Origin of the sequence: Streptomyces azureus (genome assembly GCF_001270025.1) — a bacterium.
Lineage (GTDB): Bacteria > Actinomycetota > Actinomycetes > Streptomycetales > Streptomycetaceae > Streptomyces > Streptomyces azureus.
In genome coordinates this window covers 1-14,300 of record NZ_DF968242.1, presented here as the reverse complement: position 1 = coordinate 14,300, position 14,300 = coordinate 1, and the positions used below count along the sequence as shown (strand labels likewise).

The 14,300-nt window shown below is 70.2% G+C and carries 14 protein-coding genes and 1 pseudogene; 5 read left to right on the top strand and 10 right to left on the bottom strand.

Features of this window, described 5'->3' with window-relative positions; translation table 11 throughout:
* Positions 1-87 precede the first annotated feature (87 nt).
* The gene (locus AOQ53_RS11990; protein WP_059417004.1) at positions 88-1,389 is read right to left on the bottom strand and encodes a DUF6986 family protein; all 1,302 of its coding nucleotides are present in this window, start codon (positions 1,387-1,389) and stop codon (positions 88-90) included.
* A 215-nt stretch (positions 1,390-1,604) separates the two neighbouring features.
* On the opposite strand from AOQ53_RS11990, the gene AOQ53_RS11985 reads away from it, so the two are divergent.
* Entirely contained in the window at positions 1,605-2,507 is a 903-nt protein-coding gene (locus AOQ53_RS11985; protein WP_059417003.1) for an endonuclease/exonuclease/phosphatase family protein, read from the top strand.
* An 82-nt stretch (positions 2,508-2,589) separates the two neighbouring features.
* Here the strand turns inward: AOQ53_RS11985 and AOQ53_RS11980 are convergent, their stop codons facing one another.
* From AOQ53_RS11980 to AOQ53_RS11965, 4 genes are all read right to left on the bottom strand, one after another.
* Complete coding sequence (locus AOQ53_RS11980) at positions 2,590-3,552, bottom strand: electron transfer flavoprotein subunit alpha/FixB family protein (RefSeq protein WP_059417002.1); 963 nt, start codon at positions 3,550-3,552, stop codon at positions 2,590-2,592.
* Positions 3,553-3,607: 55 nt separating this feature from the next.
* Positions 3,608-4,396, bottom strand: a complete 789-nt coding sequence (locus AOQ53_RS11975; protein ID WP_059417001.1) for an electron transfer flavoprotein subunit beta/FixA family protein — start codon at positions 4,394-4,396, stop codon at positions 3,608-3,610.
* A 219-nt stretch (positions 4,397-4,615) separates the two neighbouring features.
* On the bottom strand, positions 4,616-5,107 hold the full coding sequence (locus AOQ53_RS11970) for a flavin reductase family protein (RefSeq protein ID WP_059417000.1): 492 nt from the start codon (positions 5,105-5,107) through the stop codon (positions 4,616-4,618).
* Between the two features lie 83 nt (positions 5,108-5,190).
* A complete protein-coding gene (locus AOQ53_RS11965) occupies positions 5,191-5,604 on the bottom strand; it encodes a thioredoxin family protein (protein WP_059416999.1) in 414 nt (137 codons plus the stop codon).
* A 78-nt stretch (positions 5,605-5,682) separates the two neighbouring features.
* Between AOQ53_RS11965 and AOQ53_RS11960 the strand changes: the two genes are divergently transcribed.
* Complete coding sequence (locus tag AOQ53_RS11960; RefSeq protein ID WP_059416998.1) at positions 5,683-6,099, top strand: DUF4395 domain-containing protein; 417 nt, start codon at positions 5,683-5,685, stop codon at positions 6,097-6,099.
* Positions 6,100-6,284: 185 nt separating this feature from the next.
* Positions 6,285-7,013 (top strand): lysophospholipid acyltransferase family protein, encoded by a 729-nt coding sequence (locus AOQ53_RS11955; protein WP_059416997.1) that lies wholly within the window; start codon positions 6,285-6,287, stop codon positions 7,011-7,013.
* 35 nt (positions 7,014-7,048) lie between these two features.
* Here the strand turns inward: AOQ53_RS11955 and AOQ53_RS11950 are convergent.
* Positions 7,049-7,622, bottom strand: a pseudogene (locus AOQ53_RS11950) (transglutaminase domain-containing protein).
* Positions 7,623-7,794: 172 nt separating this feature from the next.
* Between AOQ53_RS11950 and AOQ53_RS11945 the strand changes: the two are divergent.
* Entirely contained in the window at positions 7,795-9,165 is a 1,371-nt protein-coding gene (locus AOQ53_RS11945) for a hypothetical protein (RefSeq protein WP_059416996.1), read from the top strand.
* Between the two features lie 22 nt (positions 9,166-9,187).
* Here AOQ53_RS11945 and AOQ53_RS11940 read toward each other — a convergent pair whose 3' ends face one another.
* From AOQ53_RS11940 to AOQ53_RS11930, 3 genes are read right to left on the bottom strand one after another with little or no spacing between them, the layout of a single operon-like run.
* Positions 9,188-10,258, bottom strand: coding sequence for a threonine aldolase family protein (locus tag AOQ53_RS11940; protein WP_059416995.1), 1,071 nt, complete (start codon positions 10,256-10,258; stop codon positions 9,188-9,190).
* On the bottom strand, positions 10,255-11,004 hold the full coding sequence (locus AOQ53_RS11935) for an SDR family oxidoreductase (RefSeq protein WP_059416994.1): 750 nt from the start codon (positions 11,002-11,004) through the stop codon (positions 10,255-10,257). Before AOQ53_RS11935 ends, AOQ53_RS11940 begins: the two co-directional genes overlap by 4 nt.
* 41 nt (positions 11,005-11,045) lie before the next feature.
* Positions 11,046-12,443, bottom strand: coding sequence for a DUF6421 family protein (locus tag AOQ53_RS11930; RefSeq protein WP_059416993.1), 1,398 nt, complete (start codon positions 12,441-12,443; stop codon positions 11,046-11,048).
* Between the two features lie 249 nt (positions 12,444-12,692).
* Between AOQ53_RS11930 and AOQ53_RS11925 the strand changes: the two genes are divergently transcribed.
* Positions 12,693-13,376, top strand: a complete 684-nt coding sequence (locus tag AOQ53_RS11925; RefSeq protein ID WP_059416992.1) for a glycerophosphodiester phosphodiesterase — start codon at positions 12,693-12,695, stop codon at positions 13,374-13,376.
* A 27-nt stretch (positions 13,377-13,403) separates the two neighbouring features.
* Here AOQ53_RS11925 and AOQ53_RS11920 read toward each other — a convergent pair whose 3' ends face one another.
* A complete protein-coding gene (locus AOQ53_RS11920; protein ID WP_059416991.1) occupies positions 13,404-13,943 on the bottom strand; it encodes a GNAT family N-acetyltransferase in 540 nt (179 codons plus the stop codon).
* Between the last annotated feature and the right edge of the window lie 357 nt (positions 13,944-14,300).

Here is a 14,300-nt window from a genome sequence, read left to right as displayed (position 1 = left end):
GACTACGGGGCGGCGGTGACAGCGACAGCCGGTGGTGACGGCTGTGACAGTGCCGGTACGTGCGGGCCGGACCGAGGGAAGAAGCCGTCAGGCGGACGCCGTCAGTTCCCCCCGCCGGGGCACCGCGAAGGTCTCCAGGTCGGCGCGGGTCAGGCCGGTCAGCCGGGCGACCTCCCCGATGTCCAGGGCGCCGCAGTCCAGGCCGCGCAGCAGGTAGCCGCTGAGGGCCTTGGCGGTGGCGGGTTCGTCCATGACGTCACCGCCGGTGCGGCCCGCGTAGCGGGCGAGACGGGCGGCGGCTTGCTCGAAGCCCTCGCGGTAGAAGGCGAAGACGGCCGCGTAGCGGGTGGGGATGTGGCCCGGGTGCATGTCCCAGCCCTGGTAGTAGGCGCGGGCCAGGGCGCGGCGGGTGAGGCCGTAGTGCAGGCGCCAGGCGGCGTGCACCTTCTCGGTCGGGCCGATGGGCAGGACGTTGGTGGAGCCGTCCGAGACGCGGACGCCGGTGCCGGCCGCGGCGACCTGCATGACGGCCTTGGCGTGGTCGGCGGCCGGGTGGTCGCTGGCCTGGTGGGCGGCGGAGACGCCGAGGCAGGCGCTGTAGTCGAAGGTGCCGTAGTGCAGGCCGGTGGCGCGGCCCTCGGCGGCCTGGATCATGCGGGCGACGGTGGCGGTGCCGTCGGCGGCGAGGATGGACTGGCTGGTCTCGATCTGTATCTCGAAGCCGATCCGGCCGGGCTCCAGCCCGTGCGTCTTCTCGAAGGCGTCCAGCAGCCGCGCCATGGCGGTGACCTGCTCGGCGTAGGTCACCTTCGGCAGGGTGAGGACCAGCCCGCCGGGCAGGCCTCCGGCCTCCATCAGGCCGGTGAGGAAGATGTCGAGGGTGCGGATGCCCCGGGCGCGTACGGGCGCCTCCATGCACTTCATGCGGATGCCCATGCAGGGGGCCGCGGTGCCGTCCTCGTACGCCTCGGCGATCAGCCGGGCGGCGCGGGCGGCGGCCTCGTCCTCCTCGGCGTCGGGGCGGTTGCCGTAGCCGTCCTCGAAGTCGACACGCAGGTCCTCGATCGGCTCGCGCTCCAGCTTGGCGCGCACGCGCGCGTGCACGGGCTCGGCGAGTTCGTCGGCCAGGCCGAGGACGGCTGCGAAGGACGCGGCGTCGGGGGCGTGTTCGTCGAGGGCGGCCAGGGCACGGTCGCCCCAGGAGCGGATCGTGTCGGCGGCGAAGACGTCGCCGGGGACGTAGACGGTGTGGACGGGCTGGCGGGTGCCGGGGTCTCCGGGGTAGCGGCGCTCCAGCTCGGCGTCGACCGGGGCGAGGGAGGCGCTGATCTCCTCGCTGACGGCGCCCGCCAGGCTCGTCGCCACCTTCTCCTGCTGCCCCTGACCCATTCCGAGACCCTCCTGTTTTCCGCTGTACGGAATCAACAATCCGTAAAGCGAAGTTATCGGCCGACCTTCACGCTGGTCAACACCGTCTTACGTGCCGATCCACTCCGCCATCTCGGCATGTTCACGTCCATCTGGCACCGTTTACCTCGGAACCGCACCATCTCCACACCTCCGTACGCCCGACTCGCCCGTGAGCCGCCACAGAAGGAGCCCCTGTGCCGCACTTCCGAGTCACGCGCCGCCTGGGCCTGAAGACCGCGCTGGCCGGCGCGGTCGCCCTGCCGCTCTCCAGTACAGCAGTCTCCTCCGTGTCCGCCACGGCCGAGGGGCGCGCGGACGGCCGCCTGGAGGTCATGTCGTTCAACCTCCGCTTCGCCAGTACGGCCGAACCCAACAGCTGGGCCGCCCGCAGACCGGTGATGCGCGCCCTGCTGCGCCGCGAGCGCCCGCATGTCATCGGCACCCAGGAGGGCCTCTACCAGCAGTTACAGGACATCGAGGCCGACCTCGGAGCGCACTACGAGTGGATCGGCACCGGACGCGCCGGCGGCAGCCGCGACGAGTTCATGGCGATCTTCTACGACACCCGCCGGCTCGCCGCGGTCGAGTACGACCACTTCTGGCTCTCCGACACCCCGAACGTGATCGCCTCCAACACCTGGGGCAACGCCTCGATCCGCATGGTCACCTGGGTGCGCTTCCGCGATCTGCGCGACGGCGGCCCGGAGTTCTACGTCCTCGACACGCATCTGGACAACGCGAGCCAGTACGCACGCGAGCGTGCCGCGTCCCTCACGGCGCAGCGGATAACCGGGCTGGACCGCTCGCTCCCGGTGATCGTGACGGGCGACTTCAACGTCGCGGCGCACGGGAATCCGGTCTACGACACGATGCTGGGCGCCGGGCTCGTGGACACCTGGGACGCGGCGGCCGAGCGCGGCGAGCTCTACGGGACCTTCCACGGGTACAAGCCGCTGGTGCCCGGCGGCGCCCGCATCGACTGGATCCTGGCCACGCCGGGCGTCACGGTGCACCGCGCGGCGATCAACACGTTCGCGCTGAACGGGCAGTACCCGAGCGACCATCTGCCGGTGCAGGCCTCGCTCCGGCTGATGTGACGGCCGAGGTGACACAGCCGAGGTGACGACGAGGCCCCCGTGACCGGCGTGGTCACGGGGGCCTGCTGCGGCCGGGAGGCGATCAGCCCTTGCGGGTCTTGATCTCGTCGGTGAGCTGCGGGACGACGTCGAAGAGGTCGCCCACGACACCGTAGTCGACGAGGTCGAAGATCGGGGCCTCGGCGTCCTTGTTGATCGCCACGATCGTCTTCGAGGTCTGCATACCGGCACGGTGCTGGATCGCGCCGGAGATGCCCGAGGCGATGTACAGCTGCGGCGAGACGGACTTGCCGGTCTGGCCGACCTGGTTGGTGTGCGGGTACCAGCCGGCGTCCACCGCGGCGCGCGAGGCACCGACGGCCGCGCCGAGCGAGTCGGCGAGCGCCTCGATGATCGCGAAGTTCTCCGCGCCGTTGACGCCACGGCCACCGGAGACCACGATCGCGGCCTCGGTCAGCTCCGGCCGGCCCGTCGACTCACGCGGCGTGCGACCGGTGACCTTCGTGCCGGTGGCCTGGTCGGAGAAGGTCACGGACAGCGCCTCGACCGCACCGGCGGCCGGGGCGGCCTCGACGGCCGCGCTGTTCGGCTTCACCGTGATGACCGGGGTGCCCTTGGAGACACGGGACTTGGTGGTGAAGGACGCGGCGAACACCGACTGCGTGGCCACCGGGCCCTCGTCGCCGGCCTCCAGGTCGACGGCGTCGGTGATGATGCCGGAGCCCAGCCGCAGCGCCAGACGGGCGGCGATCTCCTTGCCCTCGGCGGAGGAGGGGACCAGCACGGCCGCCGGGGACACCTCGGCAACCGCGGCCTGGAGGGCGTCCACCTTCGGTACGACCAGGTAGTCGGCGTACTCGGCGGCCTCGTGCGTGAGGACCTTCACCGCGCCGTGCTCGGCGAGCGCGGCGGCGGTGCCGGCGGCGCCGTTGCCCAGCGCGACGGCGACCGGCTCGCCGATGCGGCGGGCCAGGGTCAGCAGCTCCAGGGTGGGCTTGCGGACGGCACCGTCCACGTGGTCGACGTAGACGAGAACTTCAGCCATGGGACTTCTTCTCTCCTGCTTGCGAAAGATGAGGGGCGGTCAGCGAATGCCGGGCTCAGATGAACTTCTGGCCCGCGAGGAACTCAGCGAGCTGCTTGCCGCCCTCGCCCTCGTCCTTGACGATCGTGCCCGCGGTACGGGCCGGGCGCTCGGCCACGTTCTCGACCGTGGTGTAGGCGCCCTCCAGGCCGACCTCCTCGGCCTCGATGTCGAGGTCGGACAGGTCCCAGGACTGAACCGGCTTCTTCTTGGCCGCCATGATGCCCTTGAAGGACGGGTAACGCGCCTCGCCCGACTGGTCGGTGACCGACACGACCGCCGGCAGGGAGGCCTGAAGGTTCTCGGAAGCGGCGTCGCCGTCGCGGCGGCCCGTGACCGTGCCGTCCTCGACCGACACCTCGGAGAGCAGGGTCACCTGCGGCACGCCCAGACGCTCGGCGAGCAGCGCGGGGACGACGCCCATGGTGCCGTCGGTGGAGGCCATGCCGGAGATCACCAGGTCGTAGCCGGCCTTCTCGACGGCCTTGGCCAGGATCAGGGAGGTGCCGATGGCGTCGGTGCCGTGGATGTCGTCGTCCTCGACGTGGATCGCCTTGTCGGCGCCCATGGACAGCGCCTTGCGCAGGGCATCCTTGGCGTCCTCGGGGCCCACCGTCAGGACGGTGATCTCCACGTCGTCGTCGGAGTTCTCGGAGATCTGCAGCGCCTGCTCGACCGCGTACTCGTCGAGCTCGGAGAGCAGACCGTCCACGTCGTCCCGGTCGACGGTCAGGTCATCGGCGAAGTGCCGGTCGCCAGTGGCGTCGGGCACGTACTTCACAGTGACAACGATCCTCAAGCTCACGCCGGCTCTCCTACTGCATCGTCATTTCCATGCTGCCTACTTGCAGGCAGCATAGGCGCCTCAAGCGGCCGATCCCGGTCGGGGCGACCCACGCTCCGAGCGAAATATTACTCGCCAGTACACCTAGTTCGTTCCCGCTAAGCAAGCGCTTTGAACTGTGACCTTCGCAACGCAGCGTAACCGGAACTCGACGGTCCCGCAGCCCAGGGGACACGTGGATCAGTCGCGCAGGCGGTTGAAACGTCCCTGGTGGTAGAGGAGCGGCCGACCGGTGCCCGTGGGGTCGCCGAGCACGACCTCCGCGATCACGATCCGGTGGTCCCCGGCGGGCACGCGCGTGACGACCCGGCCCACCAGCCAGGCCAGCACGCCGTCGAGCACGGGGACTCCCTCAGGCCCCTCATGCCAGGCGGTGGGCGGCGCGAAACGGTCGGCTCCGCTGCGGGCGAAGGTGGCGGCCAGCTCCTGCTGATGCTCGCCGAGGATGTGAACGCCGACATGGCCGGCCTCCGCGATCGCGGGCCAGCTGGAGGAGCCGGCGCCGACCCCGAAGGAGAGCAGGGGCGGCTCGGCGGAGACGGAGGCGAGGGAGGTGGCGGTGAAGCCGACCGGACCGGCGTCGCCACGGGCGGTGATCACGGCGACCCCCGCCGCGTGCCGCCGGAAGACCGAGCGCAGGAGGTCGGGCGTGGCGAGAAGGTCCGCAGGCATGGGGTCAGGCTGACGATAAATGGTCGGCGCAGTCAAGTTCGTTCCCTGATGTGGGAGCTGGCTCACTGACCGCGTCGCGTCCCTCACACCGCCTCCCCCAGCGCGGCGATCACATCGGCCTTGCGCGGCTGGCCGGCGGCCCGCCGCACCACCCGGCCATCGGCGTCGAGAACCAGCACGGTCGGGGTCTTGAGGATGTCCAGCCGTCGTACGAGGTCCAGGTGGGCCTCGGCGTCGATCTCGACGTGTGTCACGCCCGGGACCATGCCGGCGACCTCGCCGAGGACCCGCCGGGTCGCCCGGCAGGGCGCGCAGAACGCGCTGGAGAACTGCACGAGTGTGGCCCGCTCACCGAGCTCCGCACCCAGTTCGGCCGCGTCCAGCCGCTTGCCGTCGTCCCGCCCGCGCACCCGCACTCTCCCGCTCCGCCGCCGTTGCAGCACTCCGTAGGCGCTCGCCAGCGCGAGCACCAGCACGCACACCACCAGTCCGGTCATCACCTGCTGCAAGCGTTCACGAGACCGCAAAGATTCCCGCCCCCGCCACGGACCCGTGCTGCGGAATGCTTGCTTCCCATGGACATCGATGTGAGAGGGCCGCGTTTCGGCGCTGCCGTGACGACCGTCGTCCTGGCGGCCGTTCTGGTCACGGGGAGTGCGTGGCTGCTGGCGTGGCAGACGCTGGCGTTCCTGCTGGGCGCGGCCGGTGGGATGACCCGGTCGCCCTACGGCCTGCTGTTCCGGAAGGCCGTCCGGCCGCGGCTCGGGCCGCCGACCGGGTTCGAGGCGCCCGAACCCCCACGTTTCGCCCAGGCGGTGGGGCTCGTTTTCGCCGGGCTGGGGCTCGTCGGCTACACCCTGGGGCCCGGCTGGCTGGGTCTCGCGGCGACCGGCGCCGCGCTCGCGGCCGCCTTCCTGAACGCCGTGTTCGGGTACTGCCTGGGGTGCGAGATGTACCTGCTCGTACGGCGGATGACGGTAGGCCTGAAGTAATACGGACGTAAAAGCACGAGGTGGGGTCCGGCGGCGACGTGACGAGAATCTCTCCATGGCCGGGCACGGGGACTGGCTACCCGGCCGTTCTTCGGGCACGATCTCGACAAGCCGTAAACCTACGGCTGCGTAACTTTCCACTGGGAATCCCTTCCCAGGCAGAGCAGGAAGGGTCCGACCCGCCCATGGCAGAGCTCGTCTACCGTCCCGTCGTCGGTTTCGCCCGCACGCTGTTCAAGGCGTGGGACCTCAAGATCGACTGTCAGGGTTCGGAGAACATCCCGCGCTCGGGCGGCGCCGTGCTGGTGAGCAACCACATCAGCTACCTGGACTTCGTCTTCAACGGCCTGGCGGCACTGCCGCAGAAACGTCTCGTGCGCTTCATGGCGAAGGAGTCCGTCTTCCGCCACAGGATCTCGGGCCCGCTGATGCGCGGGATGAAGCACATCCCCGTGGACCGCAAGCAGGGCGAGGCGGCCTACGCGCACGCCCTGGACTCACTGCGGTCGGGCGAGATCGTCGGGGTCTTCCCGGAGGCGACCATCTCGCAGTCGTTCACGCTGAAGAGCTTCAAGTCGGGTGCCGCGCGCATGGCCCAGGAGGCAGGTGTCCCGCTGATCCCGATGGCGGTGTGGGGCACGCAGCGGCTGTGGACCAAGGGCCACCCCCGCAACTTCAAGCGCAGCCACATCCCCATCACGATCCGGGTCGGCGAGGCGATCGAGGCCTCCCGCGACAAGTACGCGGGCGCGATCACCCGTCAGCTGCGCGAGCGCGTCCAGGAACTCCTCGAGGCCGCCCAGCGCGCCTATCCCGTACGCCCGAAGGGCCCGGACGACACCTGGTGGATGCCGGCCCACCTCGGCGGCACTGCTCCGACGCCGGAGCAGGTGCGGGAGGCCGAGGCGCACTGACACCGGGGATGGCCGGCCCGGGCTCGGGTCCCGCCTCAGAGTGCGGTGGGGAGTGTCTCCCACAAGTGGGGCCGGTCGTCGGCTGATTTCAGGGTGTCGAGTACGACCGGGTGAGGCGCGGCATACAGGACCGGACAGTCCGTCTCACCCGACACCGGGTCGGGCGTGAAGGCGAGCCGCTCGCCGTCGAGGGAGAACTGCGCGTCCACACCCGGCTTGTTGCCCCGGGGGGTCCTGCCGGTGCCATGCGCCGTCGAACCGCACGGCGACCAGACCGTGCACCACGTCGAGCCTCTGGTAGCACAACGCGGTCGGGATGTCCTCGGCCCGCAGCAGCGCCGCGAGCGCGTGGGCCTTGGCGTAGCAGATGCCGGTGCGCTGTTCCAGGACATCGGAGGCGCGCCAGGTGACACGGAGATCGCCCGAATCCTGCGAGTGCGGAATGGTGTCGCGCACGAACTCGAACGCCGCCTGCGCATATTCATACGAGTTCGCCACACCCCTGGCCAGCTTGACGGCTGTCTCGCGAACGAGCGGATGGTGATGGTCTACCGCCTCGTCAGCGACCAAGTAGGCGGAGAGGTCGGGGGTTTCCTGGATCAGCTGCATACAGGCAGAGCGTAGGGACGAGACCACTCCCAGGTCAATTTATTTTCGGCGAATCGCATATCTATGCATCGATGGGAGGAACGGCTGGACACCGCCGCAACCCCCCGCCCGGCCACAACCCTTCCCCCGCGCCACCAGTCTCGGCCTGCAGATCCGTGACAAGGGGGAAGACATGAAGCACCCACACCGCCTGCTCGGCGCCGCGCTCGTGAGCTGCGCCCTGGCGGCGGCCGGAGTCGGGGCCGGGCCCGCGCACGCCCAGGAGAACCAGCTGTGGATCAGCGCGCCGTACGAGACGGTGCTGCCGGGCGCGGACCCGGGCGGCGGCGCGCGTGAGCGCAGTCTGGCCGTGCAGGTCAGCCGCGATGTCGCCGACGGCAGTGTGCCGACGGGGCGACTGACCGTCGACATCAGCGAGATCGCCTCTTTCGCGCGAGTGTCGTGGCCCGCGAACTGCGAGCCCGAGTCGGAGGTCAGGGCGGTCTGCGACTTCCCCGGGATGCCTGCCGGGACGGAGAGCGTGCCGGCCGCCACGTTCGGGCTGCGCGCGCTGCCCGGAGCGGACGCCGGCGCCTCGGGGTACGTGCGCTACTCGGCCGTCGCCGGAGAGGCGACGGCCCACCCGGCCGAGACCCGGATCGGCGTGGGCAACGGGCCGGACCTCGGCCTCAGTCAGGCCGACGACCAGCACGACCTCCGGCCGGGCTCGGAGACAAGCGTGCGGACGACGCTGTCCAACAGCGGAAACCGCACCGCGGAGCGCACACTGCTGTGGCTCAACGCCTCGTACGGGCTGCGTTTCGAGGAGCGGCACGCCAACTGCGAGTACCGGGAGCACCCCACCGGTACGTCCGCCCTGTGCGTGCTGGACGAGGCGGTGGCACCCGGGCAGCAGTACGCGCTGAACACCGGTCTGGGCGTGGGCCGGAAGGCGCTGTACGAGCGGTTCGACCACTCCGTCCATCCGTACTCCGACGAGGCGCTGGAGGAGATGCGCGGCGACTGGACGTGGACCCGGGGCACGGGCGCCGAGCTGGATCTGCACCCCGTGGCCGCCGCCGGGGCCGCGGCAGCGGACCCCGACATCGACCCGCAGGACAACTATCGGACCGTCATCCTCAACGCCCGGAACACCGCTGACCTGAGGCTCACCGGCAGCAGGGTGAGCGGGGCGGCCGGTGACACCGTGACCGCCCGGGTCACCGTGCACAACCGCGGTCCGGCCTGGGTGGCGTCGCTGGGTGCGGGCGCCGCCGTGGCGACGGTGCGGTTCCAGGCGCCGGAGGGCACCACGGTGATGAGGCTGCCGGAGGAGGACTGCTGGACCTCGCAGGACGGCGCGTCCCCCACGACCCACTACTGCAAGACGCCGATCTACCTGCATGAAAAGGCGTCGTACACCTTCGAGATCCCCTTGCGGATCGACCGTGTGGTGCGCGGCGCACGCACCACCGTCGCCACCGTCAACGACGATCCCGAGCTGAGCATCCGGAAGTTCGACCCGAACCTGCGCAACAACAGCGCGCGGATCGTCGTCAACTGACGGCGTCCACCAGGAGATGGCCTCAGCGGGCCATCTCCTCCTTCAGTGCCGCCACGAACGCGTCCACGTCCTCCTCGGTCGTGTCGAAGGCACACATCCAGCGGACGACGCCCGCGGCCTCATCCCAGAAGTAGAAGCGGAACCGCTTCTGGAGGCGCTCGCTCACGTCGTGCGGCAGGCGGGCGAACACCGCGTTGGCCTGCACCGCGTAGAGGATCTCCACGCCGTGCACGGCGCGTACGCCTTCGGCGAGGCGCTGGGCCATCTCGTTGGAGTGGCGGGCGTTGCGCAGCCATAGGTCCCGGGCGAGCAGGGCCTCCAGCTGCACCGACACGAAGCGCATTTTGGAGGGGAGCTGCATGGACAGCTTGCGCAGGTGCTTCATGTGGCTGACGGCGTCCTGGTTGATCACCACGACCGCCTCGCCGAACAGGGCGCCGTTCTTCGTGCCGCCCAGGGAGAGGATGTCCACGCCGGCCGCGTTCGCGAGCGTCCGCATCGGGACGTTCAGCGTGGCGGCGGCGTTGGCCAGCCGGGAGCCGTCCAGGTGCACCTTCATGCCGTGCGCGTGGGCGTGCTCGCACAGGGCGCGTATCTCGTCCGGCGTGTAGACCGTGCCCAGCTCGGTGGCCTGGGCGATGGAGACGACCTGCGGCATCGCGCGGTGCTCGTCGTCCCAGCCGTACGCCTGCCGGTCGATCAGCTCGGGTGTGAGCTTGCCGTCGGGCGTGGGCACGGTGAGCAGCTTCAGGCCGCCTACCCGCTCGGGCGCCCCGCACTCGTCGACGTTGATGTGCGCGCTCTCCGCGCAGATCACCGCGCCCCAGCGGTCGGTGACCGCCTGGAGGGCGACGACGTTGGCGCCGGTGCCGTTGAAGACCGGGAAGGCCTCGGCCGTGGCCCCGAAGTGGCTGCGGACGACGCTCTGGAGGTTCTCGGTGTACGCGTCCTCGCCGTACGCGACCTGGTGTCCGCCGTTGGCCAGGGCCAGGGCGGCGAGGACCTCCGGGTGGACGCCGGCGTAGTTGTCGCTGGCGAAACCGCGGACCTCGGGGTCGTGATGGCGACGGGCGTCGGTCTTCGGCGGGTTCACGGCTTCTCGGTAAGCCACAGACGGTTTCCGTTCACTTCGGCGGCGGGCTTCTCCCAGACCCCGGTGATGGCCTCGGCCAGGTCCTTGACGTCCGTGAAGCCCGCGAACTTCGCGTTGGGTCGCTCGGCGCGCATCGCGTCGTGCACCAGTGCCTTCACCACCAGGATGGCAGCCGCCGAGGTCGGGCCCTCGGGACCCCCGGCCTTGCGGAAGTAGTCGGCCATGGCCAGCGTCCACGCCTCGGCCGCCGCCTTGCCTGCGGCGTACGCGGCGTTGCCCGCGGTGGGCTTGCTGGCGCCCGCCGCGCTGATCAGCACGTACCGGCCGCGGTCGCTGCGCTGGAGCGCCTCGTGGAAGGCGAGGGACGTGTGCTGCACGGTGCGAACGAGCAGCATCTCCAGGAAGTCCCAGTCGTCGAGGCTGGTCCGGGTGAAGGTCTCGCTGCCGCGCCAGCCGCCGACGAGATGGACCAGCCCGTCGACGCGGCCGAAGTCCTTCTCGATGCGGGTGGCCCAGTCGCGAGTGGCCCGCAGGTCGAGCAGGTCGACCGTGTCACCGGTGACGGTGGCGCCGCCGGTTGCGTAGCTCGCCGCGTCCACCGCCTCCGCCAGCCGCTCCGGGTCGTTGTCCGAGCCGATGACGGTGGCCCCCGCCTCGGCCAGCCTGAGCAGTGCGGCCCGGCCCGCGGGCCCTCCCGCTCCGGCCACCGCGATCACCGCGCCGCTGAGCGCCCCGTTCCCCGCCATGGTCTTCGCCTCCTGAGCAGTGTTCTCGCTTCGCCGATCGCTCACGCGGCGATCCGCTCGGCGCCGTCCGCGGTGATGCCCTTGGTGGAGGCGATCACGTTCTTCAGCTTCTTGGACAGTGCCTCATAGAACATGCTCAGCGGAAACTCGTCCGGAAGCACGTCATCGACGAGTTTCCGCGGCGGCTGCGTCAGATCCAGGGCGTCCGGGCCCTTGGCCCACTTCGATCCCGGGTGCGGGGAGAGGTAGGTGGAGACGAGCTCGTACCCGGCGAACCAGTGGACGAGCTTGGGGCGGTCGATGCCGTCGCGGTACAGCTGCTCGATCTCGGCGCACAGCTGGTTGGTGACCTGCGGGGCCCGCTCCCAGTCGATGGAGAGCTTGTTGTCGGTCCAGCGGACGACGTCGTGCCTGTGCAGGTAGGCGAAGAGGAGCTGGCCGCCGAGGCCGTCGTAGTTGCGCACGCGCTCGCCGGTGACCGGGAAGCGGAACATACGGTCGAAGAGCACCGCGACCTGCACGTCACGCGCCTGCGGTACGCCGTCCTGCGCGAGCTTCACGGCCTCCCTGAAGGCGGTGAGGTCGCAGCGCAGCTCCTCCAGCCCGTACATCCAGAACGGCTGGCGCTGCTTGATCATGAACGGGTCGAACGGCAGGTCGCCGTGGCTGTGGGTGCGGTCGTGGACCATGTCCCACAGGACGAACGCCTCCTCGCAGCGCTTCTGGTCGTGGACCATCGCGGCGACGTCCTCGGGCAGCTCCAGGCCGAGGATGTCGACGGCGGCGTCGGTGACGCGGCGGAAGCGGGCGGCCTCGCGGTCGCAGAAGATGCCGCCCCAGCTGAACCGCTCGGGGGCTTCGCGCACGGCGATGGTCTCGGGGAAGAGCACCGCGGAGTTGGTGTCGTAGCCGGCCGTGAAGTCCTCGAACTTGATGCCGCAGAACAGCGGGTTGTCGTAGCGGGTGCGCTCCAGTTCGGCCAGCCAGTCCGGCCAGACCATGCGCAGCACGACCGCTTCGAGGTTGCGGTCCGGGTTGCCGTTCTGCGTGTACATCGGGAAGACGACCAGGTGCTGGAGGCCGTCCGCGCGGTTGGCGGCGGGCTGGAAGGCCAGCAGCGAGTCGAGGAAGTCGGGCACCTGGAAGCCGCCGTCGGCCCACCGGGTCAGGTCCTTGGCCAGGGCCTCGTGGTAGGCGCGGTCGTGCGGGAGCAGCGGGGAGAGCTCCAGGACCGCGTCCGTGACCTGGCGGACGGCGAGCTCGGCGTCGGCCGGGTCGGGCGCGCCCTCGGCGTCGAAGTCGATCGACCCGTCCTTGGACTGCCATGGCCGGATCCGCTCCACGGCATCCTTGAGCACGGGCCATGCCGGGTGCTCCACCACCCTGGTCACGGGAGGAACCCATTCCTCCGAACCCACCTGCACAAGAATTTCCGTCATGTCACACCTTCCACGGGAGAATCTCGCGTACACCGACCGTATACACACAAGGTTCCTCCGAGCAAGGGCCACCTCGGGAAAATATCCTGCCTTACCCTGCCCTTCACCGCACTTTTTCCTGTCGACCATGCTTCTGCCCGCGCGCACGCCGACCATGCCCTCGCCCTCTGCACAGGGCGGGTGCAGGCGATACGGTCAGGTGGGCCGTCAGGCCCCCAGTGCCGCCTGTCGACGGAAGAGAGTCGCGTCTTGAACTTCCTCACCATCGGTCACCGCGGAGTCATGGGTGTGGAACCCGAGAACACCCTCCGGTCCTTCGTCGCCGCGCAGGAGGCCGGCCTCGACGTCATCGAACTCGATCTGCATCTGAGCAAGGACGGCGCGCTCGTCGTCATGCACGACACGGACGTGGACCGCACGACCGACGGCACCGGGGCGATCGCCGAGAAGACCCTCGCCGAGCTGCGGGCCCTGGACGCGGGCCGGGGCGAGCGGGTGCCGGTCTTCGAGGAGGTCCTGGACGCCGTATCGACGCCGCTCCAGGCGGAGATCAAGGACGTCCAGGCGGCGCGGGCCCTGGCCGAGGTGATGAACCGGCGCGGGCTGGCGGGCCGGGTGGAGGTGTCCTCGTTCCACGACGAGGCGATCGCCGAGATCAAGCCACTGGTGCCGGGTGTGCGCACCGCGCTGATCGCCAGCCGCTACGGCACCGACATCGTGGACCGCGCCGTCGCAGCCGGTGCCGAGACCGTCTGCCTGAACATCAGGCGGCTCACCCTGGAGATCGTGGAGCGCGCCCGCAAGGCCGACCTGAGGATCATCGGCTGGGTGGTGAACACGCAGGACCACCTGCGTCTCGTCCGCGCCTTCGGTCTGGACGGCGCGACCACCGACCACCCGGACATCAAGCGCACGGGCCGTTTCACGGCGTAGGGCCTGTTGCGGGACAGGCCCTGGTGACTAGGCCAGCTCCTTGACCAGCAGCTCGAACTGCAGGTCGTCGCGCTGCGGAACCCCGAAGCGCTCGTCGCCGTACGGGAACGGGGTCATCCGTCCCGTTCGGCGGTAGCCGCGCCGCTCGTACCAGGCGATGAGGTCGTCGCGTACGGAGATCACGGTCATGTGCATCTCCGTCACGCCCCACGTCTCACGGGCCAGCCGCTCCGCCTCCGTGATGATCACCTTGCCGAGGCCCTCGCCCTGGAGCCGGGGGCTGACCGCGAACATGCCGAAGTAGGCGTGCTCCCCCCGGTGCTCGAGCTGGCAGCAGGCGACGATCCGCTCCTCCCGCTCCACCGTCAGCAGTCGGCCGTCGGGCGCCTTGATGACGGCCAGCACACCCTCCGGATCGGTCCGCTGCCCCTGGAGGATGTCCGCCTCGGTGGTCCACCCGGCCCGGCTCGCGTCCCCCCGGTACGCCGACTCGATCAGCGCGACCAGCTCGTCCACGTCGGCGTCCGTGGCATCGCGGAAGGTCAGTCCGGTGGCGGCGGTGTCCATGGGCGTACGTCTCCCTTTCGTGGCGCGCTCGGGCAGGGATGAGAGTAACTCCACCACTGGGGGGTGTCCGCAAGTCCCGTCGTCCGCCCGGAGGGCGGGCCCCGCGGCGTTCGGTGCGTGCTCTGGGGGTACCCCCCTTCTCGAAGAGCTTGAGGGAGTGCCGGGCGGACGGCCGCGTACCGGTTGTACGCGGGTGTTCAACCGGTGCGGCGAGTGGGGTCCCCCTGCTCTCGAAGAGCTTGGGGAAGCGTGCCGGGCGCCGCGGGGCAGGCGGGACTTTGCGGACACCCCCTAGCTTGATCTTTAACCTCGGGCCTCGAACGGCTCGTCGTACTTGATCACTCGTGTCGGTAACTG